This window comes from Streptomyces sp. NPDC034084 (genome assembly GCF_055575535.1).
Genome location: NZ_JBVISK010000005.1, coordinates 421,002 through 444,356, shown reverse-complemented (window position 1 = coordinate 444,356; position 23,355 = coordinate 421,002). Strand labels below are relative to the sequence as shown.

At 72.0% G+C, this 23,355-nt stretch carries 28 protein-coding genes; 7 read left to right on the top strand and 21 right to left on the bottom strand.

Annotated features, from left to right (window positions below):
• Positions 1-9: 9 nt before the first annotated feature.
• The 12 genes from ACZ51I_RS20565 to ACZ51I_RS20510 all read right to left on the bottom strand — a co-directional run bounded on the left by ACZ51I_RS20565 (position 10) and on the right by ACZ51I_RS20510 (position 11,934).
• Positions 10-1,251 (bottom strand): MFS transporter, encoded by a 1,242-nt coding sequence (locus tag ACZ51I_RS20565; RefSeq protein WP_468877731.1) that lies wholly within the window; start codon positions 1,249-1,251, stop codon positions 10-12.
• Positions 1,248-2,576: an amidohydrolase family protein gene (locus ACZ51I_RS20560; protein WP_468877729.1), complete on the bottom strand. Its 1,329-nt coding sequence runs from the start codon at positions 2,574-2,576 to the stop codon at positions 1,248-1,250. Before ACZ51I_RS20560 ends, ACZ51I_RS20565 begins: the two co-directional genes overlap by 4 nt.
• A complete protein-coding gene (locus tag ACZ51I_RS20555) occupies positions 2,573-3,826 on the bottom strand; it encodes an ATP-grasp domain-containing protein (RefSeq protein WP_468877726.1) in 1,254 nt (417 codons plus the stop codon). The genes ACZ51I_RS20560 and ACZ51I_RS20555 overlap by 4 nt, the downstream gene beginning before the upstream one ends.
• A gap of 56 nt (positions 3,827-3,882) precedes the next feature.
• Positions 3,883-4,824, bottom strand: coding sequence for a transketolase family protein (locus ACZ51I_RS20550; protein WP_468877724.1), 942 nt, complete (start codon positions 4,822-4,824; stop codon positions 3,883-3,885).
• Positions 4,821-5,654 (bottom strand): thiamine pyrophosphate-dependent enzyme, encoded by an 834-nt coding sequence (locus ACZ51I_RS20545; protein WP_468877722.1) that lies wholly within the window; start codon positions 5,652-5,654, stop codon positions 4,821-4,823. Before ACZ51I_RS20545 ends, ACZ51I_RS20550 begins: the two co-directional genes overlap by 4 nt.
• Complete coding sequence (locus tag ACZ51I_RS20540; RefSeq protein WP_468877720.1) at positions 5,651-7,510, bottom strand: M20/M25/M40 family metallo-hydrolase; 1,860 nt, start codon at positions 7,508-7,510, stop codon at positions 5,651-5,653. The genes ACZ51I_RS20545 and ACZ51I_RS20540 overlap by 4 nt, the downstream gene beginning before the upstream one ends.
• The gene (gene argC, locus ACZ51I_RS20535; RefSeq protein ID WP_468877718.1) at positions 7,507-8,556 is read right to left on the bottom strand and encodes an N-acetyl-gamma-glutamyl-phosphate reductase; all 1,050 of its coding nucleotides are present in this window, start codon (positions 8,554-8,556) and stop codon (positions 7,507-7,509) included. Before argC ends, ACZ51I_RS20540 begins: the two co-directional genes overlap by 4 nt.
• Positions 8,549-9,868 carry an aminotransferase class I/II-fold pyridoxal phosphate-dependent enzyme gene (locus ACZ51I_RS20530; protein ID WP_468877717.1) on the bottom strand — a complete coding sequence of 440 codons (1,320 nt, stop codon included), beginning with the start codon at positions 9,866-9,868 and terminating at the stop codon, positions 8,549-8,551. The genes argC and ACZ51I_RS20530 overlap by 8 nt, the downstream gene beginning before the upstream one ends.
• A complete protein-coding gene (locus ACZ51I_RS20525) occupies positions 9,865-10,494 on the bottom strand; it encodes an aspartate aminotransferase family protein (RefSeq protein ID WP_468877715.1) in 630 nt (209 codons plus the stop codon). The genes ACZ51I_RS20530 and ACZ51I_RS20525 overlap by 4 nt, the downstream gene beginning before the upstream one ends.
• A gap of 87 nt (positions 10,495-10,581) precedes the next feature.
• Positions 10,582-11,466: a RimK family alpha-L-glutamate ligase gene (locus ACZ51I_RS20520; RefSeq protein WP_468877714.1), complete on the bottom strand. Its 885-nt coding sequence runs from the start codon at positions 11,464-11,466 to the stop codon at positions 10,582-10,584.
• The gene (locus tag ACZ51I_RS20515; protein ID WP_031012706.1) at positions 11,463-11,651 is read right to left on the bottom strand and encodes a lysine biosynthesis protein LysW; all 189 of its coding nucleotides are present in this window, start codon (positions 11,649-11,651) and stop codon (positions 11,463-11,465) included. The genes ACZ51I_RS20520 and ACZ51I_RS20515 overlap by 4 nt, the downstream gene beginning before the upstream one ends.
• A 127-nt stretch (positions 11,652-11,778) precedes the next feature.
• Positions 11,779-11,934 carry a hypothetical protein gene (locus ACZ51I_RS20510; protein ID WP_468877712.1) on the bottom strand — a complete coding sequence of 52 codons (156 nt, stop codon included), beginning with the start codon at positions 11,932-11,934 and terminating at the stop codon, positions 11,779-11,781.
• A gap of 165 nt (positions 11,935-12,099) precedes the next feature.
• Between ACZ51I_RS20510 and ACZ51I_RS20505 the strand changes: the two genes are divergently transcribed.
• Together ACZ51I_RS20505 and ACZ51I_RS20500 are read left to right on the top strand one after the other, a co-directional pair.
• The gene (locus tag ACZ51I_RS20505) at positions 12,100-13,134 is read left to right on the top strand and encodes a LuxR C-terminal-related transcriptional regulator (protein WP_468877710.1); all 1,035 of its coding nucleotides are present in this window, start codon (positions 12,100-12,102) and stop codon (positions 13,132-13,134) included.
• 674 nt (positions 13,135-13,808) lie between these two features.
• Entirely contained in the window at positions 13,809-14,147 is a 339-nt protein-coding gene (locus ACZ51I_RS20500; RefSeq protein ID WP_468877707.1) for a MerR family transcriptional regulator, read from the top strand.
• Between the two features lie 225 nt (positions 14,148-14,372).
• On the opposite strand, the gene trhA is transcribed toward ACZ51I_RS20500, so the two are convergent.
• The 5 genes from trhA to ACZ51I_RS20475 form a co-directional block, all read right to left on the bottom strand.
• Entirely contained in the window at positions 14,373-15,203 is an 831-nt protein-coding gene (trhA, locus tag ACZ51I_RS20495; protein WP_468877704.1) for a PAQR family membrane homeostasis protein TrhA, read from the bottom strand.
• A 124-nt stretch (positions 15,204-15,327) separates the two neighbouring features.
• The gene (locus ACZ51I_RS20490) at positions 15,328-15,540 is read right to left on the bottom strand and encodes a DUF4287 domain-containing protein (RefSeq protein WP_468877701.1); all 213 of its coding nucleotides are present in this window, start codon (positions 15,538-15,540) and stop codon (positions 15,328-15,330) included.
• Between the two features lie 68 nt (positions 15,541-15,608).
• A complete protein-coding gene (locus ACZ51I_RS20485; RefSeq protein ID WP_468877698.1) occupies positions 15,609-16,277 on the bottom strand; it encodes a DUF998 domain-containing protein in 669 nt (222 codons plus the stop codon).
• Positions 16,278-16,596: 319 nt separating this feature from the next.
• Positions 16,597-16,812, bottom strand: coding sequence for a DUF6243 family protein (locus tag ACZ51I_RS20480; RefSeq protein ID WP_468877696.1), 216 nt, complete (start codon positions 16,810-16,812; stop codon positions 16,597-16,599).
• 155 nt (positions 16,813-16,967) lie between these two features.
• Entirely contained in the window at positions 16,968-17,252 is a 285-nt protein-coding gene (locus ACZ51I_RS20475; RefSeq protein ID WP_468877694.1) for a hypothetical protein, read from the bottom strand.
• A gap of 285 nt (positions 17,253-17,537) precedes the next feature.
• Between ACZ51I_RS20475 and ACZ51I_RS20470 the strand changes: the two genes are divergently transcribed.
• Positions 17,538-18,458 (top strand): DUF1206 domain-containing protein, encoded by a 921-nt coding sequence (locus ACZ51I_RS20470; protein ID WP_468877691.1) that lies wholly within the window; start codon positions 17,538-17,540, stop codon positions 18,456-18,458.
• Positions 18,459-18,472: 14 nt separating this feature from the next.
• Here the strand turns inward: ACZ51I_RS20470 and ACZ51I_RS20465 are convergent, their stop codons facing one another.
• From ACZ51I_RS20465 to ACZ51I_RS20450, 4 genes are all read right to left on the bottom strand, one after another.
• Entirely contained in the window at positions 18,473-18,643 is a 171-nt protein-coding gene (locus tag ACZ51I_RS20465; RefSeq protein WP_468877689.1) for a hypothetical protein, read from the bottom strand.
• A 24-nt stretch (positions 18,644-18,667) separates the two neighbouring features.
• Positions 18,668-19,024 (bottom strand): PRC-barrel domain-containing protein, encoded by a 357-nt coding sequence (locus ACZ51I_RS20460; protein ID WP_468877686.1) that lies wholly within the window; start codon positions 19,022-19,024, stop codon positions 18,668-18,670.
• A 181-nt stretch (positions 19,025-19,205) separates the two neighbouring features.
• Positions 19,206-19,379: a hypothetical protein gene (locus ACZ51I_RS20455; protein WP_468877683.1), complete on the bottom strand. Its 174-nt coding sequence runs from the start codon at positions 19,377-19,379 to the stop codon at positions 19,206-19,208.
• Positions 19,376-19,798, bottom strand: a complete 423-nt coding sequence (locus ACZ51I_RS20450; RefSeq protein ID WP_468877680.1) for an STAS domain-containing protein — start codon at positions 19,796-19,798, stop codon at positions 19,376-19,378. The genes ACZ51I_RS20455 and ACZ51I_RS20450 overlap by 4 nt, the downstream gene beginning before the upstream one ends.
• A 454-nt stretch (positions 19,799-20,252) precedes the next feature.
• Here ACZ51I_RS20450 and ACZ51I_RS20445 point away from each other — a divergent pair, with 454 nt between their 5' ends.
• The 4 genes from ACZ51I_RS20445 to ACZ51I_RS20430 all read left to right on the top strand — a co-directional run bounded on the left by ACZ51I_RS20445 (position 20,253) and on the right by ACZ51I_RS20430 (position 23,035).
• Positions 20,253-20,456 carry a cold-shock protein gene (locus ACZ51I_RS20445; RefSeq protein ID WP_468877677.1) on the top strand — a complete coding sequence of 68 codons (204 nt, stop codon included), beginning with the start codon at positions 20,253-20,255 and terminating at the stop codon, positions 20,454-20,456.
• A gap of 256 nt (positions 20,457-20,712) precedes the next feature.
• Positions 20,713-22,242, top strand: a complete 1,530-nt coding sequence (locus tag ACZ51I_RS20440) for a DEAD/DEAH box helicase (RefSeq protein ID WP_468877674.1) — start codon at positions 20,713-20,715, stop codon at positions 22,240-22,242.
• 46 nt (positions 22,243-22,288) lie between these two features.
• Positions 22,289-22,678: a CBS domain-containing protein gene (locus ACZ51I_RS20435; protein WP_468877671.1), complete on the top strand. Its 390-nt coding sequence runs from the start codon at positions 22,289-22,291 to the stop codon at positions 22,676-22,678.
• A 45-nt stretch (positions 22,679-22,723) separates the two neighbouring features.
• Positions 22,724-23,035 (top strand): SCO5918 family protein, encoded by a 312-nt coding sequence (locus ACZ51I_RS20430; RefSeq protein WP_468877669.1) that lies wholly within the window; start codon positions 22,724-22,726, stop codon positions 23,033-23,035.
• The last annotated feature ends 320 nt before the right edge of the window (positions 23,036-23,355 follow it).

Sequence of the window (23,355 nt, the reverse complement as noted above, 5' to 3'; positions counted from 1 at the left end):
GGAGGGGGGTCACGCCGTGACCGGCTCGGCCGACTCCGTGGCCTCGGCGTCCGTGCCGGAGCGGTCCTCGTCACGGCTGGCGAAGCAGATCACGGCGCAGAGCGCGGCCACCGCCGCGGCGACGTACCAGTTCGCGCCCGGCAGGTCGGCGGAGACCGACACGTCGAACATGACGCCCGCGAGGAGCGCGCCGGCCATGTTCCCGGCGCTCCGGAAGAAGTGCATGGCGCCCATGGCGCGGGCGAGCTGCTGCGCGGGCACCTTGCGGGAGACCCACATGTCGAAGGACGGCACGAAGAGGATCTCGCCGAAGACGACGACGAAGCAGCCGGCGACGACGGCCCACAGGGCGGCGGGGCCGGAGCCGAAGAGGGTGAAGGCGAGGGCCATGGCGGTCAGGCCGATGCCCATGACCACGCCCGGGCGCAGGTGCTTGATCGCCAGCTTGAAGACCGGGTACTGGAGGACGAGCAGGCTGAGACCGGTGATCCAGAACGGGGCGGAGGGCGCCCACTGCGGCATGTACTTCCCCATGTGCAGCGGGATGCCGACGACGAAGCACAGGGAGAGGAACCAGAACACCGCCGACAGCAGGAAGTAGCGGGTGGCGCCGCCGACCTCGACGGACTTGAGCCCGGCCAGGCTGAACAGCGGCGAGGCCCCGGCGTCCTTGCGCGGGGCGGCGGTCCCGTCGGCCTGGAAGCCGTCGCGGGGGATGAAGAGGGAGGCCGACAGGCAGAAGCCGAGGAAGAGGACGAAGACCGCGGTGAACACGATGCGCAGGTCCATGCCGAGGAGCAGACCGCCGGCGAGTGCGCCGCCGAACAGGCCGACCTGCGCGGACATCTGGAAGGTCGAGAAGGCCTTGGCGCGCTCGTTCTCCGGGTAGGACACGAGGATGTTCTTCAGGCCGGGGAAGGCCGTGCCGGAGCCGAAGCCGATGAACAGCGCCAGCAGGCTGTAGACGGCGACGCCGCTGGTGAAGCCCATCAGGCCCAGCGAGAGCGCCTCCAGGCCGGTGCCGACGAACACCGCGCCGCGGATGCCGAGCCGGTCCGAGAAGCCCTCGTAGGAGAAGGTCGCGGCCAGTCGTCCGACGTACGTCATACACATGACCACGCCGGCCCAGAAGCCGCTGTCGCTGTCGCCGAGCGAGGCCACCAGGATGGGGAACCAGATGAAGTTCCCGATGTGGGCGAGGAAGATCCCCGCGTTGAGCCCGAAGAGGGCGCTTCTGCGCTCGCTGGTCACAGGCTTGCCTTTCCTTTCGAAGGGGTCGAGCGGAGCTCGGAGATGGTGCGGGCGAGGGCGGCCCGGTCGATCGGCACGCCGTTCACCACGGTGGCCAGGGGCAGCGCCGACAGCGGGCCGCCGGCGGTGAGGAGGTTGAACGTGGCGGCGGCACCGGCCCGCAGCGGCGGCTCCGCGGCGCGGACGCCGCTCAGCTCGTCGAAGTGGCGGCGGCCCGTGACGGTGGCCTGCCGGCGCAGTTCCTCGCTGAGCCCCTCGTCGTCCCCGGCGAGCAGGGCGAGTTCGCCGAGGAACGAGTAGCCGTGGTGGGCGCCGGTGTTGCCCGAGTCGGTGCCGATGAGGAGCGCGCCCCGCCGCAGCGCCGCCAGGGCGTTGCGGCGCATGTCGGCGAGGGCCGCGGTACGGGTCTCCTGGCAGCCGTACTCGATGCCGAAGGGCTGCTCGATGGTGTGGACGAACTCCAGGTTGTGGGGGTCCTGGGTGTCGAGGAAGCCCTCCCGGCCGTACTCGGCGAGGAACTCCTCCCGCGTCATGATCATCGGCCGGAGTCCGGCGAGCGTGGAGACGAACCGGGCGCCGTCCAGTTCCTTCCAGTCGGCGTCGTCGAGGGTGCGGTCGCGCACGGTGTGGGCGAAGAGCCGGAAGCCGCACTCGTACGCGAAGCGCGTCTCCTCCAGGGTGTTGCAGTCGACGATCGCGGTCACCCCGCGCTCGGCGGCGATCCGGGCGGTGAAGCGCAGCACCCGCTCGGAGAACCGGGAGAAGCGGACCGGGCTGCCCGGCTGCTCGGTGCCGTCGGTGAACATGACCTTCAGGAAGGTGCCACCGCGCTCGGCGTTGGACCGGAGGGCGTGCTCCAGGTCGGCCTCGACGGCGAGCATGTGGACCGGCGCGGGGAACTCCACGCCGTGTCCGTTGCGCCCGGCCGCGTCGGTCATCGCCGTCACCGCGTACCCGCAGTGGACGATCTCGGGGTACGGCCACGGGGACGCCTCCCGGCCGGCCCGCCAGGCGTCGTCCACCAGCGGGAAGCCGAACATGTCCACGACGTGGGTGACCCCGTGGTAGAGGTACTGGAGTGCGACGATCCGCGGGTCGTCGACCGAGTCGTCCCAGTTGGCGGGGAGCGCGACATGGGCGTGGGTCTCGGTGTAGCCGGGCCACAGCTCGGGCTCCGAGCCGGTGCGGCGGCCGGCCGGGGTGAAGGCGGTGAACACGCCGTCCTCGGCCGTCACGTCGAACAGCGCCTCGTCGTCGAGGAGGGGGATCGCGACCCCCTGGACGGTGAGGGTCCCCGCCTCCTGCCGGATCGGAGCCGGGCTCACCGGGCGACCTCGACGCCCATGCGCAGCTCGATCCGGCCCAGGGCCTCCTCGCAGCGCTCGTTGACCTGCTCGCGGCCCTCGCCCGTGAAGATCAGGTGGCCGATCCAGTCGAAGTTGCTCTTGGCGAGCCGGTCGACCGCGGTGCCGGGCTTCTTGTACGCCTGGGCGCTGTGGAAGCCGGGGAGGTCGGCCAGGGCGTCGAAGCCGATGGACTCGACGGTGCCGGCGATGGGGGCGCCGAACCAGTGGCCGCCGGCGGTGGTGCCGCCGGGGAAGGGGAGCTCGGGGCGCTCGCCGAGGGCCTGCCGGATGACCTCCAGGTAGGCGTCCACGCCGGAGGAGATCTTCATCAGGGTCGGCACGATGCCGCCGATCAGCCGCCCGTTGACCTCGCAGAGCACCGGGCCGTCCGCGCCGAGGAGGAACTCGGTGTGGATGAAGCCGAAGTCCACGCCCAGCTCGTTCAGGACCTTCGTCGTCATGGCGAACAGCTCGTCCTGGAGCGGGTGGCCCTCGAAGTAGGTGGCGCCCATCTCGATGAAGTGCGGGAAGCCGCTCAGCGGACGGTCCGTGAGGCCCAGGTTGACGACCTCGCCGCCGGCCAGCACGCAGGACTCCACGGAGATCAGCTCGCCCTCGACGAACTCCTCGATGAGGATGTCGGGGATCCGGACGACGCCGCGCCCGTAGTCGGTGACCCGCTCCAGCTCGGCGAGGTAGTCGCGCAGGTCCTGCTCGTCCCTGAGGTGGAGGACGTGGAGGCTGGCGGTGCCGTCGGACGGCTTGACGACGCAGGGGAAGCCGATCTCACGGACGGCGGCTTCGACCTTCGCCGGGTCGTCGACGTGCGCGAAGCGCGGCTGGCGGACGCCGGTGCCGTCCAGGGTGAGGCGGGTGCGGTGCTTGTGTCGGGCGTTGAGGGCGCCGTCGACGCTCATGCCGGGCAGGCCGAGGGAGCGGGCGACGGTCGCCGTGTGCACCGTGTGGTACTCGCTGTAGGTGGTGACGCCGTGCACGGGGTTGGCCGCGTGGATCTCCTTGGCGAGCCGCTCCAGTTCGTCGATGGAGAACGCCTGGGCGCTCTTCACGACCTGGCAGCGGGGGTGGGCGAAGGCGTCCTTCGCGAGCGGCGAGGCGGCCAGGTAGAAGTCGGGGTCGGCGGAGACGAGGGTGACGTCGTGGCCCAGTTCCAGGGCGTTGGCGATGCCCTGGATGCCGTTCGGGTTGCACTCGATCATCAGGATGTGCATGGCGTGACTCCTTGTGTACGTGGGGTGGTTGGCGGCGGCGTGGGGAGTGCGGCGGCTCAGGGGGCGGCCGCGGCGAGGACGGCGTCGACGTCGAGGCCGAGCCGGGCGAGGACCTCGTGGTGGTCGCCGCCCTCGTAGGGCCAGTCGTGGCCCGCGTTGACGCCGACGACTTCGCTGCCGGGCAGCAGCAGGGCCAGCGCCTCGGCGGCGCCGCCCTCGGCGCGGTGCTCCTCGACGACGACGAACCGGCGGTGCCGACCGGCCAGTTCGGCGGCGGAGCGGGCGAGCCGCGCGTGGTCGAGGTGGACCAGGTGGGCGTGGGCGAGCTCGGGGCGCCGCTCCCGCGCGGCCAGGGCCAGGCGGGTGCCCTCCTCGCCGACGGAGACCAGGCAGGGCGCGTCGGCGTCGCCCCGGGCGTCCCACACGACGGGCGGGATGCCGCCGGCGGTGTCGCCTCCCGGCAGGGAGGTGTAGGCGGCGTTGCGGCCCGTCCGGATGTAGGTGGGCGTGCCGGTGAGGGCCGCCTCGCGGACCACCGCGCGGGTCTCGGCCTCGCCGTACGGGGCGGCGACGGCGACGCCGGGGATGCTGCGCAGGACCGCGAGGTCCTCCAGGCAGTGGTGGGTGGTGCCGAACCAGGCGCCGGACACCCCCGCGTACGGGGCGACGACGGTGACGCCGGCCTTCAGGTAGCCCAGCGTCAGCTTGAGGCTCTCGGCGGCGCGCAGCGCGGCGAAGGGCGCGAAGGTGGAGACGAAGGGGCGGTAGCCGGCGGCGGCGAGCCCGGTCGCCATGTCGATCATGGCGCCCTCGGCGATGCCGAGGTTGAAGAAGCGCTCCGGGTGGGCCAGTTGGAAGGGGTGCTTCTTGCCGCCGAGGTCCGCTTCGAGGCAGACGATACGGGGGTCGAGGGCGGCGAGCTCGGTGAGCTCGGCGCGGTAGGCGTCCCGTCCGCTCAGCGCGGGGGCGGCCGGGGGCGTGAGGGCCGTCGGGGTCATCGGATGGCTCGCTTCCACTGCGCGGCGCGGGCCGCGTCGATCGTCACGTAGTGCGAGGCCGCCTTGCCCTCGACCGCGCGGACGCCCTTGCCCTTGACGGTGTCGGCGAGCACGGCGAGCGGCCGGTCGGAGCCCGCGCGGTCGCCGGCGAACACCTCGGTCAGGGCGGCGAGGTCGTGCCCGTCGACCGTGACCGTGTCGAAGCCGAAGGCGGCGAAGCGCTCGGCCAGCCGGGGCAGCGGGGAGATGTCCGCGACGAGTCCGTCGTTCTGGCCGCCGTTGCGGTCCACGACGAGGACGAAGTTGCCGAGCCGCTGGGCGGCGGCGACCTGGACGGTCTCCCAGACCAGGCCCTCCTGGAGCTCGCCGTCGCCGGCGACCGCGATCCCGAGGCCGCCCTGGCGGCCGAGCCGACGGGCCATGGCCCAGCCGGCCGCGTACGGCACCCCGTGGCCGAGGCTGCCGGTGGGGAAGCGGACGCCGGGGACCTTCGGTCCCGGGTGCCCGGTGTACGGGTGTCCGGCGAGGCCGTAGAGCGGGGCCGGGTTCTCCGGGAGGATGCCGCTGACGTGCAGCGCGGCGTACAGTCCGGCGGCGGCGTGGCCCTTGCTGAGCACCACCTCGGTGCCGTCGCCTCGCTCGGCGCGGTGCAGGGCGGCGATCAGGACGTCCAGGACGGACAGGCTGCCGCCGAGGTGGCAGCCGCGGGGGCCCGCGGCCATGTCGACGACGAGCCGCCGGGCCTCCCTGGCCCGCTCGGCGAGCAGGGCGACCGTGGCGTCGTCGGCGTACGTGCCCGCGGGGGACGGGGCGTCGTGCACGGCGGTCATCGGGAGCTCCCCTCGCCGAGGGCGAACCAGCGGTTCACGGCGTCCGCGAGGACCGAGCGGGCGGTCCGGTACGCCATGCTGCCGATCCGCTCCTCGTCGGTGTGGTCGAGGGCCGCGTCGCCCGGGCCGTACGCCACCATGGGGACGTCCTTCCAGGTCGTGGCCAGGGTGTTCATGTCGGAGGTGCCCTTCTTCACCACGAACCGCGGCCGGATGCCGGCCTGCGCGAAGGCGCGGGTGAACGCCTTGACGAGCGCGCCGGACCGGCCGCCCGCGTGACCGGGGGTGGCCCGCAGGATCTCCACCTCCACGCCGTCCCGGCCGGCGGCGGCGCCGAGCGCGGCGGTGCGCAGCAGCTCCAGGTCGGCCGAGGGCGGGATGCGGAAGTTGAGGATCCCGACGGCCCGGTGCCGGGCGCGTCCGGTCTCGCAGTGGATGTCGATGACGGCGCTGAGCGCGTCGGGCGCCTCCTTGTGCACCGCCGTACGGATGCCGTCGAGGACCTCCGTCAGCAGGTCGGGCGCGGAGACGGCGTCCATGCCGGCCGAGTGGCCGCTGGCCACCGACGCGGTGACGCGGAGCTTGAACAGGCCGAAGTAACCGAGCGTCAGGGTCTCCGCGCCGCTGGGCTCGCCGATGACGACGGCGTCGGCGGGGTAGTGGTCGCGGGCGTGGAAGGCGCCCCTGGAGGAGGACACCTCCTCCTCGACCGCGCCGACGACGCGCAGCTGGCCGTCCTCGGGGATGTCCGCGTGGGCGAGGACCTCCAGGAAGTTGGCGAGGCTGCCCTTGGCGTCCACGCTGCCCCGGCCCCACAGCTCCTCCCCGCGCCATTCGGCGGGCCAGCGGTGCGGCACCGTGTCGAGGTGGCCGAGGAGCAGCATCCTGCGGGGGCCGTGGCCGCGGGTGGCCACGAGGTTGCCGACGGCGTCGACCTCCGCGTCGATGCCCCGCTCACGGCACCAGTCGGCCAGGTAGAGGGCGAGTTCGGCCTCGTCGCCGGAGACCGAGGGCACCGAGACGACCTTGGTGAGCAGCCCGAGGTCGGCGCCCGGCTCGCGGGTGCGCCAGAAGCGGGTCCACTTCTCCGGTTCGGCCATGGTGTGCGGGCCGGTGATGGCGACGTCGGCGCTGCCGGCGAGGGCCATCTCGGCGGCCCGCACCTTCTGCCGCATCCTGCCGCCCGCGTACCGCGCGCCGTCGCCCAGGTAGGCGTTGGGCAGGGTGGAGGCGGGGTCCTCGGGGTCGGTGAGGAGTCCGGCGCTGCCGGTGACCAGCCGCAGGTGGTCGGCGTCGAGGGCGTTGCTGAGCGCGGCGGCGAGCACGTCGGCGTCGACGTTCAGCGGGGCGCCGCCGGCCTCGTCGTGCACCGGCGGGGAGACGCAGACGACGTCGTACGCGTCGAGCAGCCCGGTCAGCCGGACGGTGTCGACGTCCGAGGGGAAGCCGGCCCGGTGGTCGCGGACGACGACCGGGCGGCCGTCGTCGTTGACCGCCTTCAGCGGCCGGTTGGCGCGGCCGCTGACGAGCCGGTTGCGCGCCGCGACCGAGGTGAAGACCCGCAGGCCGTGGGCGGCCAGGTCCTGCTCGACGGCGGGCAGGGTGACCTGCTCGTACGCGTCGACCAGGTGCCGCATCTCCTCCGGTGGGCAGTAGCGGACCGCGTCCCCGTTGGCGAGGCGGAGCCGGGGCATCGGGCGGCCGGCGGACCGGTAGTGCCGCTCGATGCCGGTCGCGCCGCCGGCCACCAGGAGCACCCGGGCGCCACGGGCCACCAGGAGCGCGAGCTCCTGGTGGACGGTGCCGAGGTCGAGGGTGGCGCTGCCCGCCTTGATCACGTACAGGGGCCTGGTCACGGCGACACCGCCGTGGTGGGCAGGCCCGCGGTCTCGTCGAAGCCGCAGATCAGGTTCATGGCCTGGATGGCCTGGCCGGCGGCGCCCTTGACGAGGTTGTCGAGCGCGGCGACCGCGACGCACTGCCCGTCGCGGACGGCGATGGCGACTTCGGCCACGTTGGAGCCGACGACGGCCTTCAGCATCGGGAAGTCCTGCGGCGCCTTCGGCGCGGGCCTGACCCGCACGAACGGCTTGCCGACGTACGCCTTGGCGTAGGCCCGCTTGACGTCGAGGGGCGAGACGCCGGGCAGCAGGTCGGTGTAGGCGGTGACCATGATGCCGCGCGCCACGTCGAGGCTGTGGGTGGAGAACCGCAGGTCCATGGTGGCGCCGGTGAACTCGGCGATGGCCTGGCTGATCTCCGGCGCGTGCCGGTGGCCGTACAGCTTGTGCACCCGGAAGTTGCCGCTGCGCTCGGCCGGCGGTTCGCCGCTGCCGCGACCACCGCCGGTGGAGCCGGTCTTGGCGTCGACGACGACCCGGTGGTCGATCAGGGAGGCGGCGAAGAGCGGATAGAGCGCGTAGATGGTGGTGACGGCCATGCAACCGGGCAGGCTGATGAACCGGCTCTCCGGGACGGAGGCGCTCAACTCCGGTACGTAGTAAGCGAAGTCCTCGACCGGCGGGTTCGTCGCGGTCTTCGGGTAGTACGACTCGACCTCGGCCTGGTCGCGCAGCCGGAAGTCACCGCCGAGGTTGAGGACGCGCTTGGCGCGCTCGGCGATGAGCGGCAGCCGCTCGGGCAGGGCTCCGGTGGGGAGGCAGCCGAACGCGATGTCCACCTCCTCCAGTTCGGCCAGCGGCCGGAACCTGAGGCCGGCCGCGGCCGGGTGGTTGCGCAGCCAGGGGTGGACGGAGCCGAGGGTGGCGCCCGCGTTCCGCTCCGCGGAGAGGAAGGCGAGTTCGACGCCGGGGTGCTCCAGGAGCAGCCGGATGACCTCTCCGCCGGTGTAGCCGCTGGCGCCGATGACGGCGACGCGCACCTTCTGGTCGTCGTCAGCCAAGGCGGGCCGCCTTCTCGTAGGGACGGCGGTAGTCGCCCGCCTCGACGAGCTTGCGGACGGCGTCGGGGCGCCGGGCCACCTTGCGGAAGGCGTCGGCGTACCGCAGGGCGCGCTCGTACTCGACGGGGGAGCGCAGCTCGCGGCAGAGCACCAGGGTGCTGTCGAGCATCCCGAGCGTCACCGGGAAGTCCTCCGGTCGGTGGTCGCGCACGGCGCCCGGGTTGAGCGTGAAGGGGTAGCCGTTGCCGAAGCCGTCGCGGTGCCGGAACGGCAGGTGGCAGGGGATGGGGGTGTTCTGCCACTCGCGGGCGGGCACGCCCTCGGCGACGAGCAGCTCGTGCACGGCCTCCTTGACGGCGTGCACGGGCAGGTCGTCGAGGCCGACGGCCTCCGGGTGCAGCGCGACCCGGTACATGTTGTACGCGTGGGTGTGGCCCTCCGGGACGTGCGGCGGGCTGAACAGGCCGGTGCCGTCCAGGGCTTCGCCGAGGAGGGCGGCGTTACGGGCGCGGATCTGGTCGTAGTACGGGAGCCGCTTGAGCTGGCTGCTGCCGAACGCGGCGGCGACCCAGGACATGCCGTAGTCGATACCGTGCCGCTCCAGGTAGGCGGCGGCGCGGTCGTACGCCTCCCGGGTGGCGAAGAAGGCGATGCCGCCCTCGCCGCCGAGCGGGAAGTTCTTGTCGGCCATGAGGCTCTGGCCGGCGGCGTCGCCGAAGGACCCGGCGACCTGGTCGCCGATCTTCGCCGAGTGGGCGTGCGAGGCGTCCTCGACCAGGGCGATGCCGTGCCGGTCCGCGAGCGCCCGCAGGGCGGGCACGTCGGCCGGGAGGCCGTGGACGTGGACCGGCATCAGGGCGCGGGTGCGGTCGGTGATCGCCGCGGCGGCGGCCTCCGGGTCCATGCAGTACGTCACCGGGTCGATGTCCACGAAGACGGGGACGGCGTGCGCGGCGACGACCGCCTGGGCGGTGGCGATGAAGGTGAACGCCGGGACGATGACCTCGTCGCCGGGCTGCACGCCGGCGCCGACGAGCGCCATGTGCAGGCTGGAGGTGCCGCTCGCGGTCGGCAGCGCGTACTGGGCGCCGACGTAGTCGCGGTACGCCTCGGCGAAGTCGGCGACGACCTTCCGCGGGTCCTGACGCTGGGCCAGCATCAGGTTGAACACGTCTTCCTTGGTGATGACCGGGAAGAGGGTGCGGCGCAGGGCCTTGGGGATCAGGGCGTCGCCGCCCAGCGCGGCGAGCTCGGTGTCGAGTTCGGCCTCGGACGGGAGGGGCAGCGGCGCTGCCGGGAAGTCAGTGATCACGAGTGTGCTCCGAGAGTGGCGGCCGGCCGGACCGCGTGGGTGAGGGCCATCCGTGCGCATGCGGCCACCAGCGGGCTGAGCCGGTAGTTGAACTGGACGCCGGGCACCAGGTCCGCGTCGGCCTCCTCCTGGGTCCACATGGTCCGCAGGTCGTAGGCGCCGAAGATCTTCAGGCGCTCGGCGCGGGCCCAGACGTCGGCGGAGTCGGTGAGGACGGCGGCGGCCGGGCCGAAGCCGAGGCCGGTGAGGTCCACCACCAGGACGGGGGCGGTGGCCTCCGCGGCGAACTCCGGCAGCCGGTCGGCGTTCTCCGGGGTGAGCTCCACGTAGTCGTACGCGGCGGGCCCGCCCGGCTCGGTGGTGAGGCCGAGCCAGGCGAGGAACGCGAGGGTCTCGCGGTCGGTGTGGGGCACGGACACGGTGTCGCCGTGGCCGAGGCCCTGGCCGGCGAGCGCGCCGTGCAGGGCGCCGGTCCGGCTGTTGAAGAGGGCCGCCCTGGCGCGGCCGGTGCGCTTGGTGAGGAGGCGCTCCAGGCCGGGCAGCTCCCGGTCGCTCTTCTCGATGCTCATGACGACGCCCGAGGTGAGGACGCGGGTGAGCACGGTCGCGGTGTCGAACAGTTCCATGGTCTTCTCCGGTGTCTCCGTCTCGCGTGACGGTGCGCCGCGGGCATGACGGTGTGCCACATGCGCGGCTGTACGGCGGTGCGACGCTTACGCGGCGGTCGGCGTGACGGCGGTGCGCCCGAGCATCTCCGTGACGTACGTGGCGAGATGACCGGCCACGTCGACGCCGTGCTGGGCGGAGGAGCGGGCGAATTCGGGGTTGGCGTTGACTTCGAGCACCAGCAGTTCGCCGGTGGTGCGGTCCTCGACGAGGTCGACCCCGTAGAAGCCGTCGCCGAGGGCGTCGACGACCTGGGCGCAGAGCTTCTCGATCTCCGGTGTGATCTCGGTCCGGTGGACCTCCGCGCCGAGGTGGGTGTTGGTGCGGAAATCGGGCGAGACCCGCTGGATCGCGACGATGGGGGTGCGGCCGACGACGACCACGCGCAGATCGTGGCCGGGCTTGTCGATGTACTGCTGCACGACGACCGGGAAGAGTTTGCCGGCCGCGTCGGTGGACTCACGGCCGCCGACCCAGGCGTCGACGCACTCGGGGTTGACCATCCGCGTGACGCCCCGGCCCCAGGAGCCGCTGACGGGCTTGACGACGGTCGGCAGCCCCATCCGGGCGACGGTCGCGCGGACCTGGTCGTAGCTGAAGGCGTGGAGGGTGAGCGGGTGCGGGATGCCGTGCCGGGCGAAGGTGAGGGCCTGGAGGCCCTTGTCGTTGCAGGTCTCGATGGTGGCGGCGCGGTTGAGGGTGGCGACGCCGCGGTGTTCGAGCCGGCGGGAGACGCTGACGGCGTCCTGGTGGGAGAGGTTCCTGATGAGGGCGAGGCCGGGCGGGCGCGTGTCGCCCGCCACCACCCCCGCGAGGTCTTCCCGGAGCAGCGGAGCCGCCTTCAGTCCCTTGGCCCGCAGGGCCTGGAGAAGGAGCTTCTCGTCCGGCCTCAGCATGGTCGCCGAGACGAGGACCTCTGCGTCCTGGCTCACTCGCCCCAGTCCTCCTCGACCTCGGGCGCGAGGTCCAAGCGGACGAGGTCACCGGTCTTCTCCAGGACCTCGTGCTCCTGCCCGCAGGCGGTGCATTCGGTGATCTCGCCCTTTTCCCAGTCGGCCTGCACCTCGAATTCCGTGTCACATACGAGGCACTTGGGCGCCGCAATTGCGGTGGTCATTAATGGAATCTCCTTGTGAAAATCGGCATGGCGGTTCCGCCGGTGAATTGCCGATCGGTGAGAGAGTGCCCGCCGGGATCCCGGCGGGGTGACGTGCGGCAGGACCGGTGCCGCGGAGGGCGGGAGGTCAGCCCCAGCCCTGGTCTTCCTTGCCATCGGCGCCGGTGAGCACCGTGGCCGTGGCCTGGCCTCCGGCCGCGGCACGGGTGTCCGTGCCCCCCTCGACGGCGGCGGTCCCGGCCATCGCGACCGCGGTGAGGGCGACGACGGCGAGGGCTCTCACGGCGTTCGGAAAAACACTGGTCTTCACTTCTGATCCCCCTGGTGTTCCGAATCTCCAGCGGCTTGCTGGTTTCGTCAGGAAGAGCATGCCCCGGGGTGGAGGTTGCGTGAAGTGATCACAGGCATCAAGATCAGGCATTGCAGAAACATGAAGGGGGGAGAATCAATGTGCTCCATACCTGATAACTCGGGCAAACCGCGCCAGGGGGAGGCGTCGGCCCCGCCGCTCCGCACCCGTGTCTGCCCGGAAGGTCTGGCGTTCTACGAAGCGGCGCTCACGGCCGGCTCGGCCCAGGGGGAGGCGCCCGCGTGCCTGACGGCGCTGGGGCTGATGATGCCCGCCCCGGACGCCCCCGACACCCTCGTACCGGTCCCTCCCGAGGTCGCGACGGCGGCCCTGGCCCACCCGGTGGAGCGGGCCATCATGGAGCAGCAGCAGGCGCTGAACTCCATGCGGACCGTGATGGCCCAGGTGGAGAGCGTCTACCGGAGCACCCGCCGGAACTCGTCCGTCGCCATCCAGCGACTGAACGGCCCCACCGTCATCAGCGCCGCGCTGGAGGAGGCCGCGCAGTCGTGCAGGCGGGAGGTGCTGACCGCCCAGCCGGGCGGCGGGCGCCCCGCGGAGATCCTGGAGGAGGCGCTGCCGCGCGCCCTGGAGGCCCGCGACCGCGGGGTGGACCAGCGCACGCTGTACCAGCACACGGTGCGGGCCCACGGCCCGACGCTCGACTACATCAAGCGCGTCACCAAGGCGGGGGTCGAGGTGCGCACGATCGACGAGGTCTTCGAGCGACTGATCATCTACGACCGCTCGCTGGCGTTCATCCCCGACGGTCAGGCCGCCCGCCACACGTCCGCCGTCATGATCCGCGACGCCGCGGTCGTGCGTTATCTGGCCTCCGTTTTAGACCACGCGTGGGAGCGCGCCGAGCCGGTCACGTACCGCTCGGACTACCAGCGCCCGGAACTCCTCACGGAGGCGACGCGGCTCAACGTGCTGCGGCTGATGGTCGACGGCTACACGGACGCGGCCATCGCGAGCCGGCTGGGCATGAGCTCGCGGACGGTCGCCGCGCACATCAAGAAGGCGTCGGACCTCCTCGGCAGCAACAGCCGCGCCCAGCTGGCCTATCTCACCGCTCGGGCGGGCCTCCTGGATCCGGCGTCCGCGCGGAGCGAGGCGACGGACGGGGCGTGACGGGCGTCCACCCGATGTGACCGCCCCGCCCCCCCACCCTCATCACTGTTCGAGGCCGATTACCTCGTCACCGGACACACGAAAATCTACAGCGGCCGGAGTAGACAGTGGGTGGTGGCCTGGCTATGGTTTCTCTCGTAGCTCAGAAGGACAGCAGGGCCTGGCAGAGACGAACTGCCGGCAAGCAGTACCAGCAGTACAGGTAGTCGCAGTGCGCAGGACGGTGCGGCGGTGGAGTTTCGAAGCCAGGGTTGTCGCAGGACGGCGACGGGACTGACGGCCGGACCGGGTGGCCCGCGGTGATCAGGGGCCGCCGCGCGGGACCGCGGTCATGACCGATGCGGTACCCGTGAGTGCAGTACGCAGTAGAGCAGTACCGGTAGTACGCAGTTCCCGTAGTAGGTAGTTGATCGACGAGGGAAGAACGGAGGAACGAAGCACCATCAGGATCGCCCGGACGGACGTCTCGAGTCCGGGTACCGCAGGACATCGTTAGTGAGGTGGTCTCCGGTCAAGCAACCGCGATCCCCGCACTCCCGACAGCAGTCAGGTCGGGTCAGCGGACACAGAAGGCCGGCGCGGTATCAGGGTCGGCACGTGGTGTAGAAGTTCCTTCGGGGCCCTGGTGCCGTACGGCACCAGGGCCCCTCCACGCGTTCCAGAGAGAGGTGCAGATGACAGCAGACGACTCGTACGGCCGTCTCGACGACGACGACTACCCCGCCTACACGATGGGCCGCGCCGCCGAGATGCTCGGCACCACCCCCGCCTTCCTGCGTGCGCTGGGCGAACACCGCCTCATCACCCCGCTGCGCTCCGCCGGCGGCCACCGCCGCTACTCCCGCTACCAGCTGCGCATCGCCGCCCGCGCCCGTGAACTCGTCGACCAGGGCACCCCGATCGAGGCCGCCTGCCGCATCATCGTCCTCGAGGACCAGCTCGAGGAAGCCCAGCGCATCAACGCCGAATACCGCCGCACCGCCGAAACGACGGACCCGCCGGCCGCCGCCTGAGGTGCACTCGCCCTCCGTCGGCATCCGCCCCCGGACTCGACCGGGGGCCTGACGGACGCCCACGCAAGCGCGCATGCCCGCGCGAGGTCCCCTTCCGGCACCGGCATGGCGAGGGCCGGCCGACATCTCGGCGGCCCCCCGGCTGTCCGGGTCGGTCGGGCAGCAGCTCGTACCCCGAGGTGGTGGGCGAGCTGCTCGTCCGGGTTGCGGGACTCGGCCTCGTGGTCAGTGAGCGGCGAGGAAGATGGCGATGTAGTGCGCCGTGAAGGCTGCCACTGTCAGCGCGTGGAAGACCTCGTGGAAGCCGAACCAGCGCGGAGAGGGGTCGGGGCGCTGGAGGGCGTAGACGACCGCGCCCGCGCTGTAGAGAAGCCCGCCGATCACGACCAGGGAGACCAGGGCCGCCCCGCCGTCGTGCAGGAACTCGGGCAGGTACCGCACGGGCGCCCAGCCCAGCGCCAGGTAGCAGGGCGTGTACAACCAGCGTGGGGCTCCGACCCACAGGACACGGAAGGCGATGCCGACCAGAGCGCCTGTCCACACGATCCACAGCAGGAGGGTCCCCTGGTCCGGGGAGAGCAGGAGCACGGCGAGCGGGGTGCACGTGCCGGCGATGATCAGGAAGATGTTGGCGTGGTCGAGGCGACGCAGAACAGCCTCACCGAGTGGTCCCCACGTGCCGAGGTGGTACACGGCACTCGTCCCGAACAGCAGCCAGGCCGAGACGGCGTACACGGCGCAGGCCGCCTTGGCCTGGGTCGTCCCCGCCAGGCAGATGAGGACGATGCCCGCTGCCAGCGATGCGGGGACCATGCCGGCGTGGAGCCAGCCGCGTAGACGCGGCTTGACGGGTTCCACCAGATCGGCAGCGCGCTCGACCAGGTCGGCCACCGGATGGGAGCCCTCGGGTGGCCCGCCGCCCCGGGATCCCGGGGGAAGGCCGGTCGATTCGCGCCCTTCGACCGTCGGCGAGGAGGAGACACGGCGGGCTTTGGTGTCGTCTCGGGACACTGCTTCCCGTCCCGGATCGGACTGCTGGGTATCACGAGCAACCATGTGTACATGCTAGGAACCTGCCCGTACCGAGATCCCGGAGGCTCACCTCATCGCCCGCGGAGCCGGCCGGCGCGCGAGGGCCGGCTCGGGGTCCGGTCCCTCGTCCAGCGGGGTCCGGAGCGGTTCACTTTCCGCTGTCTTCGGCGAGGGTGTGTGCGACGAGCGCGTTGGCGTGCCCATGGCCCAGGCCGTGCTCGGTCTTGAGCCAGGAGACGAGCTCCATGTGCTTGGTCAGGGCTGAGGAGCGGATCAGGTCCTTCCACTCGGCGATCGGGCGGCCGTACTTCTTCTCGATCGAGGGGAAGTAGCTGGCGGGGCCCTTCGCTGCGTCGGTCATGGGGTACCTCCGTCGGTCGTCCAAACGATCTTGGCCATATCGATGGTGCCTGCCCGGCAGGGCAGGCGCTAGTGGTTCGCCCCGGCGGCGGCCAGACGGGCCGTCACCGCGGTCAGCCACAGCAGGCCGAGGCCCGCGCCGACGGTGAAGGCCAGTACGGAAGCGGCGGAGGCCATGAAGCCGGCGAGAACCACGACGGGCACGAGGCGCGAGGCGCGGGCCCAGCCGCGGTGGCCCCGGGCGGCGAGCGGGCGGGCCAGGACGACGAACACGGCGCACAGGGCGAGGTAGCCGACCATCCCGCCGAACATGTGCACGGCGCCGTGCCCGCTCATCACCGTCGCGTCCGGGGAGCCTTCGGGGAAACCCGCCCCGGCGTCCGCCGGGAAGAGCGCGGCCACCCAGAACGAGGCGCCGAAGACCCCGATCAGGACCGGACCCCAGGTCCCGCCCGCGCCTCCGTCCAGCACCCGGCGCAGACCGGCCGCACCAGCGATCAGCAGCGTTCCGGTCAGCAGGAAGTTCACCGTCTGGATCCAGCCCGCCTCGCCGAGGGCGAGCTGGCTGATCGCGTTTCGGGTGAAGTCGAACCCGTCCCGCGCCACGCCCTGAGCGATGCCGGTCACGAGGAACAGCGGGCCCGCCACCACGCCACCGGCCAGAACCCTCCGTGCCGCGAGGCCGGACGCGGGCGCGACGGGGGTGACGCGCCGGGGTGCGCTGAGCGTGTGGGTCATGGACGGGCCTTCCTCGCGTCGGTGTTGTCGCTCATATGACCGACGGCCGATCCCGAAGTCATCGCTCCCGGCGAAGTGGGCTGCGTCACACGAACGGGTCGCCGCCAGGAGCCGTCCACAAGAGCGTCCACCCCGCCGAGGGATGGTGATTCCGAAGCATGGGGAGCGGGTTCGATTTCCCGTCAGCCGCTTATGAACGAAGCCCCAGGTCAGCGACCTGAGGCTTCGTCGGGGGGTCCACCTGTTCTGGAGTCCGCGCACCCACCGCGAGGGGAACGCGGTTCGGATCCGCCCCGGGCGGCAGCGCCCCCGTGGGGCGTCAGCTCTGGGCGGTGTCGTCGGTCGTCTGGTCGGCGCCTTCGGCCGTGCCGGTCTTTTCGCGCATCTTGCGCACCAGCTCCGCCTTCCGGTCGGCGGCGCCCTGGCGGTCGAGGTTGCGGTGCGGGCCGTTGTTCTGGCGTTCGGCGCGGGACAGCTTCTTGCGCTGGCCGCCGCCCTGGCCCACGGGGTTGTTGATGTTCTTGCTGTCGGTCACGGGTTCTCCCGGTCATGAGGTGAGGTGAAGGACGGATTCATCGGTGGGGACGGCGGCGACGTCGAAGGGCGTCAGCAGGAGCCCCTCCCGCTCTCACTCGCAGATCGGCGTCTGGAAGGACAGACAACGACGGTACCCGGTCCCGTCGGCGGGGATCACGCCAGCAGGAGTCCGCCGAGGAGCGCGCCGGCGATCGAGCCCGTGGCCATCAGTCCGGTGAAGCGCGGGTGGGCGCCGAGGACGGCGAAGCCGCCGTCGCGGCTGTAGCGGGCGAGCGCGACGAGCATCGTGGGGAGGGACACCAGCAGGGACAGGCTTCCCGCCGGCCTGATGCCGGCCCCGTACAGCAGCGCGAGCGTGGGGATCAGCAGTTCCCCGCCCGCGACGCCCATGAGGGCCGCGACCACACCGATGCCGAACCCGGTGGACGATCGCACCATGGTCACGCCCCGCGGGCGGTCGCCGCGCCGAACGACCACCCCGCAGGGCGACTTCCGGGACAGGGCCGCCCTACCGTGGAGAGACAGGGAACAGACCCGGGGATGGTGTCACGCCCGTCCGCCTCGGAGTTCCGGTCCTGGCCGCCGCGTCGACCGCCGTGGCTTCGCGGCCCGCGGACAGCGGGCGCGCCGGGGACGTTTCGGGACACCGGCTCCGCCCCCGGCCCCCGCCCCGGCCGGCGGACCGCTGTTCGGCCGGGTCCGGCACGTGGAGGTGTGCCCGACATGGAGACCAGTCAGGAACGTGCGGCTCAGCCCAAGTCCCGCGGGCGGCGTGTGGCCGACAGCCGCGCCGTGGAGGTCGCCTCCCGGGTCGGCCTCTGCGCCCGGGGAGTGATCTACGTGCTGGTGGGGATTCTGGCCGTACGGATCGGCATCGGCAGCGACAGCGGCCAGGAGGCCGACCGGTCCGGCGCGGTGGGGACCCTCGGCGAGCAGCCGTTCGGCCGGGCTCTGCTGTGGGCGCTGGTGGTGGGGCTGGCGGCGATGGCGTTGTGGCGGCTGTGCGAGGCGGCGTTCGGTCAGACCGTGGAGGGCGGGGAGAAGTGGTCTCGCCGTCTGGGCTCCTTGGGGATGGCGGTGTTCTACACGGTGATCTGCGTCGGCGTGGTGCAGACCGCCCTGGTCGGCGGTTCCTCCGGTGGCCGCCCCGGTGACGAGACGTCGAAGGAGTACACGGCGCGGGTACTGGATCTGCCGGGCGGCCGGGTGATCGTCGGCGTGCTCGGGGCCGTACTCGTCGTCGTGGGCGCCGTGACACTGGTCCGCAGCCTGATGCGGAGGTTCGAGAAGAACCTCCGGACGGAGGAGATGCGCCCGGCGACGCGGCGGGTCGTCGCGGTGCTGGGCATCGTCGGCGGCGTGGCGTGCGGCGTGGTCGCGGCCGGGGCTGGTGTGTCCGTCCTGCTGGCCGCGATGCGGTACGACCCCAGCCAGGCCAAGGGGCTCGACGAGACGTTGCGCTCTTTCGCCGACACCCCCGCGGGCCCCGCCCTGCTGATCGCCGCCGCCGTGGGCCTCCTGCTGTTCGGCCTCTACTCGTTCTGCGAAGCCCGCTGGCGCAAAGCCGCTGAACACGGGGAGTCGACGGAGCAGCCCACCGAGAGGCCGGGCTCGGGGTCACGCCCCCGTGCGTCCGGCCCGTGAAGAGTCACCGCGGATCAGCGGAGTGGGTGGTGGCGGCCGGAGCGTCGCAGGTGCGTCCCCAGGTACACCAAGGCCCCGGCGAACACGGCGATACCGATGATCAGCAGGTAGAACAGTCCGTCGGCGACCGCGCCGATGATGCCCAGGACGATCGCGACGATGACGAGGGCCAGGAAGAGCGTCACGGCTGCACCTCCTCGGATGACCGGTCAGCGGCGGGCGAGCCGCCGCTCCCCGTTCGCGCCGGGCTCGTAGGGCAGGCCGTAGTGCGCGAAGACCGCGGCCTCGTCCTCGGCGGGCAGGACGTCGTCCATGCCGATCGCCGGGCACTTCTTCACCAGCGACCTGTCGTGGTCGACCTTCACGTAGCCGGGCCCCACGATCGCGCCGGCCAGCGGAACGAAGACCAGCCGGCGGCGGGTGGGCAGACCGACCTGGACGGTCACCATGGCCGGCTCGTCCGTGCCGGTGTCCACGTAGACGGCTTCCAGCACGCCGATCCTGCGGCCGCCCGCGTCGATGACGTCGTGGGTCCGCCACTCACGGATGTCCGCGGTCTGGATCATCCCGGGTTTCCCTTCGCACGATGGCGCGCCCGAGCCGGTGCCCTTCCCAGCCTCCCTCGCGATGCCGGTCGGCGCCAGCCGCCGGCGACCCGCCGTCCAGGCCGCCCACCGTCGAGGCGGGCCGCTTCGAGACCCACCGTCGAGACCCACGACCGGCGCGGGTCTCGACGGCTTCCCCTGTCTATTCCGTGGCGCAGAGGAGCGGGGGCGCCAGGTGGCAGAGGATCAGGGTCCTGCGGGGTCCGGGCCGGGGAAGCGGGGCGGCCGCACGGCGGTGCCGTGGTTCGCGGGGCTCCCCGTACGCGAGGAGGACGGCCGCGAGCATCGGTACGCAGGTCAGCAGTGTGAACGTCATGACGGACCCGCCACCGTCAGGGAGGCGGCCCGTCCTCGCTGCCGTGCCGCTGCCGCAGCCGCGCTCAGGAGGCGCCGCACGGCCCGGGAGCGGTTCGCGAGCCTGAGGCGACGGCCCCGCCGGGGCCACCAGTGAAGGGCCGCCAGGAAGCCGGAGTCGCAGAAGGTGACCCGGGTGGTGTCCAGTACGAGGCCGGTGTAGCCGTCGTCGGCCGCCGAGGCCAGCAGCGCCCGCAGCGGCGCGGCGCTGAAGCGGTCGATCTCTCCGGCGAGGTGGACGACCAGTGTGGTGCCGAGGGTGGTGCAGGAGTCGATGACTATGACGCCGGGCGCGGTGTCCGCGCCCGAGTCGTGCACGAGGAGGGGAGCAGAGGCGGCGACCGTGGCCGGCAGTATCGGGGCGGTGGTTGAGGTACTCACATCCCCATCAACGCCTCCCGCCCGGGGTCAGGGAACGAGCCACGCGCCCCTTTCACCCCATGTGACCAGCACCGATCCCCGGGAAGGGGGAAGTTTCCACCCGGACGAGTCAGCCGGGCGCCCGTGACGCGACCGGCCAGGCAGCCCTTTCGGGGACGCTGTGATCGGGGTGAATGAATACCTGTGTTCGCCGTCTGAGGATTTAGCCGCCCTGGCGGGGAGGGTTTTTGTCGGCACCGCGCCGGGGGAAATGTTCGCCGCACGGAGTCCGGGACGGCGTGCTACTGTCGAAGTCAGTTGCAGTTTTGGTACCCAAAAACTTCGAGCGCCTCCGGCCGGCCACACGCCGCACGGAAGCGCTTTATTTCCGGTCATTTTCCGGGCAGGGCATCATCGCGGCGACACGGCGTCCGTACCGTACGGACGCCGGCGTACTGCCCCAAGGAGATATGACATGGCTGCTGGCACCGTGAAGTGGTTCAACGCGGACAAGGGATTCGGCTTCATCGAGCAGGACGGTGGCGGCGCCGATGTGTTCGCCCACTTCTCGAACATCGCCGCCCAGGGCTTCCGCGAGCTGCAGGAGGGCCAGAAGGTGAGCTTCGACATCGCGCAGGGCCAGAAGGGCCCGACGGCCGAGAACATCGTTCCCGCCTGACGCTGACGCACAATCGTAGCTGGGGCCCGCATCCCTCGGGGTGCGGGCCCCAGCTGCATGCATGTATGCGCGGGATCCTTTCTGGATTCCCTGCGCCGTTCGTTTCTTTTTCGCTCGTCCGCTTGCGCGCCGTTTTCTCTCCGGCTGCGCAATGGCGCTTGCGTTCGCATTTCATTCGGCCCGTGCCTGTGATTCCCAGCATTGTTCCTCCGCTGCCGGAATTCCTCGATACGCGCCGTATCAAGGAAGGTTCCGCATGAACCCCACACGTACGAACAACCGATCCTCCCGTACCCGCCGCAACGGCGGCGGTCACGCCTACGGCGCCCCCGCCGGCTCGGGCCGTGGCAGCCGCTTCGGGTCGGCCCCGGCCGCCCCGAGCCGCTCTGGTGGCTCCGGCCGCTCCGGCGGCTCCGGCGGTTACGGCCGACGGCCTGCCGCCGTGCAGGGCGAGTTCGCCCCGCCGAAGACGATCACTCCGGCGCTGCCCGCCGTCGAGAAGTTCGCCGACCTCGACATGCCCGGGGAACTCCTCGCCGCGCTCACCGCGCAGGGCCTGTCCGTCCCGTTCCCCATCCAGGGTGCGACGCTGCCGAACTCCCTGGCCGGCCGTGACGTCCTGGGCCGTGGCCGGACCGGCTCCGGCAAGACCCTCGCCTTCGGCCTGGCCCTGCTGGCCCGTACCGCCGGACAGCGTGCCGAGGCGCGGCGCCCGCTGGCCCTGATCCTGGTCCCCACCCGGGAGCTCGCCCAGCAGGTCACCGACGCCCTCACCCCGTACGCCCGCGCCGTGAGGCTGCGCCTCGCCACCGTCGTCGGCGGCATGCCGATCGGCCGGCAGGCCGGTGCGCTGCGAGGCGGCGCCGAGGTCGTCGTGGCCACACCCGGCCGCCTCAAGGACCTCATCGACCGCGGTGACTGCCGGCTGGACCAGGTCGCCATCACGGTCCTGGACGAGGCCGACCAGATGGCCGACATGGGCTTCATGCCGCAGGTCACCGCGCTCCTGGACCAGGTCCGCCCCGGCGGCCAGCGCATGCTGTTCTCCGCCACCCTGGACCGTAACGTCGATCTCCTCGTACGCCGCTACCTCACCGACCCCGTCGTCCACTCCGTGGATCCCTCCCAGGGCGCGGTCACCACGATGGAGCACCACGTCCTGCACGTGCAGGGCGCCGACAAGCACCGGACGACGACGGAGATCGCGGCGCGCGAGGGCCGGGTGATCATGTTCCTGGACACCAAGCACGCCGTGGACCGCCTCACCCAGGATCTGCTCGACTGCGGTGTCCGCGCCGCCGGCCTCCACGGCGGTAAGTCGCAGCCGCAGCGCACCCGCACCCTCGCCCAGTTCAAGACCGGGCACGTCACCGTCCTGGTCGCGACGAACGTCGCGGCGCGCGGCATCCACGTCGACAACCTCGACCTCGTCGTCAACGTCGACCCGCCGACCGACCACAAGGACTACCTCCACCGCGGCGGGCGTACCGCGCGAGCCGGCGAGTCCGGCAGCGTGGTCACCCTCGTCACCCCCCGCCAGCGCCGCGACATGACCCGCCTCATGACGGCCGCCGGCATCCAGCCCCAGGTCACCCAGGTCCGCTCCGGCGAGGAGGAGCTGCGCCGGATCACCGGCGCCCAGGCCCCGTCCGGCGTCCCCGTGACGATCACCGCGCCGCCGGCCGAGCGAAGCAAGCGCGGCACGACCTCCCGTGGCCGGCGCGGTGCCGCTTCGACCGCCCGGCGCGGCGGCGCGCGGCGTACCGCCGTCGGCGCGGCGGCCTGACGCCACGCGATCCGGAGGCCGGCCCCATCCCTACAGGAGGCATGTTGTGACGCTGTTCCCGATGCAACCCCGCTCGGCGGGTCCCATGCCCCTGTACGTCACGGAGGCCGGCTCCGTGGACACGGCCGGACCGCGGGTCCCCGACGACATGACGGTCGAGGTCGCGCTGTCCGTCATGGCCGGCGCCCGCACCGGACACCTGCTCGTCTGCGACGACGACGGCCTGTGCACCGGCGTGGTCACCCTCGCCCAGCTCACCGCCGTCCGCGACAGCGCCGCCTATACGGACCGGCTCCAGCTGCGCGACATCCGCGGCGGCATGAGCGCCGGCCTGAGCGGCGACCACGCTCCGCAGCGCCGCCTGCTCTCCGCCCCGTCCCTCGTGGACGAGCACCACGGCACCACCCGGGGCGCCCCCGCCCTCGTCCGTGCCTGAGCCCCTGTGCCGCCTGAACTCTCCTTCCTCTCCCTGTGAGGCATCGTGCGCTGTGTCATCGCCCGCTTCCCGTTCGAGCTCACCAAGAGCGGCGTCCTGGACTCCATGAAGGGCATCAAGCCCGAGGAGGCCGTCGGTGAGTCCGTGATCATCGGCCGTCGCACCTACCCCGTGAAGCAGGTCGGCCAGGTCATCACCCGCCAGGACCGGCGCGATTTCAGCGCCGACGAGGTCCGCCGGGCCATGACCAAGCTCGGCTTCACCTGCCGCGTCCTTCCCCGGGCCGCCGCACCCGTCCGCGCCGCCGACCCGATGCAGCACGCCTCCGCGCTGCTCGGCACCCCGGCCGCGGCCTGACACCCACACAGCCAAGAAGGGCCCGACCGGGACATCCCGGTCGGGCCCTTCTGTGTTGCCGGTCACCGCGCGGCGTACCCCCGTCACTGATCGAGGCCGATTGCCTCTCCGACGGAGAAGCGAAAATCTACATCGGCGAGAGTAGACATTGGGCGCTGGCACGGTTATGGTTTCTTTCGTAGCCCAGAGAGACAAAGGGCCCGGCAGAGACGAACTGCCGGGAAGAAGTACCAGCAGTACAGAAGCAGTACCAGCAGTACCGATGTAGTCGCAGTTCGCAGGACGGTGCGGCGGTGGAGTCTCGAAGCCAGGGTTGTTGC

What these genes read in the sequence shown, in the direction of transcription:
- ACZ51I_RS20470 (WP_468877691.1), top strand. Translation starts at nt 17,538, where the DNA reads ATGGAGACCAGTCAGGAACGTGCGGCTCAGCCCAAGTCCCGCGGGCGG.
- ACZ51I_RS20525 (WP_468877715.1), bottom strand. Translation starts at nt 10,494, where the DNA reads ATGGAACTGTTCGACACCGCGACCGTGCTCACCCGCGTCCTCACCTCG.
- ACZ51I_RS20440 (WP_468877674.1), top strand. Translation starts at nt 20,713, where the DNA reads ATGAACCCCACACGTACGAACAACCGATCCTCCCGTACCCGCCGCAAC.
- ACZ51I_RS20445 (WP_468877677.1), top strand. Translation starts at nt 20,253, where the DNA reads ATGGCTGCTGGCACCGTGAAGTGGTTCAACGCGGACAAGGGATTCGGC.
- ACZ51I_RS20545 (WP_468877722.1), bottom strand. Translation starts at nt 5,654, where the DNA reads ATGACCGCCGTGCACGACGCCCCGTCCCCCGCGGGCACGTACGCCGAC.
- ACZ51I_RS20500 (WP_468877707.1), top strand. Translation starts at nt 13,809, where the DNA reads ATGACAGCAGACGACTCGTACGGCCGTCTCGACGACGACGACTACCCC.
- ACZ51I_RS20515 (WP_031012706.1), bottom strand. Translation starts at nt 11,651, where the DNA reads ATGACCACCGCAATTGCGGCGCCCAAGTGCCTCGTATGTGACACGGAA.
- ACZ51I_RS20485 (WP_468877698.1), bottom strand. Translation starts at nt 16,277, where the DNA reads ATGACCCACACGCTCAGCGCACCCCGGCGCGTCACCCCCGTCGCGCCC.
- ACZ51I_RS20555 (WP_468877726.1), bottom strand. Translation starts at nt 3,826, where the DNA reads ATGCACATCCTGATGATCGAGTGCAACCCGAACGGCATCCAGGGCATC.
- ACZ51I_RS20455 (WP_468877683.1), bottom strand. Translation starts at nt 19,379, where the DNA reads ATGACGTTCACACTGCTGACCTGCGTACCGATGCTCGCGGCCGTCCTC.
- ACZ51I_RS20475 (WP_468877694.1), bottom strand. Translation starts at nt 17,252, where the DNA reads ATGGTGCGATCGTCCACCGGGTTCGGCATCGGTGTGGTCGCGGCCCTC.
- ACZ51I_RS20460 (WP_468877686.1), bottom strand. Translation starts at nt 19,024, where the DNA reads ATGATCCAGACCGCGGACATCCGTGAGTGGCGGACCCACGACGTCATC.
- ACZ51I_RS20490 (WP_468877701.1), bottom strand. Translation starts at nt 15,540, where the DNA reads ATGACCGACGCAGCGAAGGGCCCCGCCAGCTACTTCCCCTCGATCGAG.
- ACZ51I_RS20550 (WP_468877724.1), bottom strand. Translation starts at nt 4,824, where the DNA reads ATGACCCCGACGGCCCTCACGCCCCCGGCCGCCCCCGCGCTGAGCGGA.
- ACZ51I_RS20505 (WP_468877710.1), top strand. Translation starts at nt 12,100, where the DNA reads ATGTGCTCCATACCTGATAACTCGGGCAAACCGCGCCAGGGGGAGGCG.
- trhA (WP_468877704.1), bottom strand. Translation starts at nt 15,203, where the DNA reads ATGGTTGCTCGTGATACCCAGCAGTCCGATCCGGGACGGGAAGCAGTG.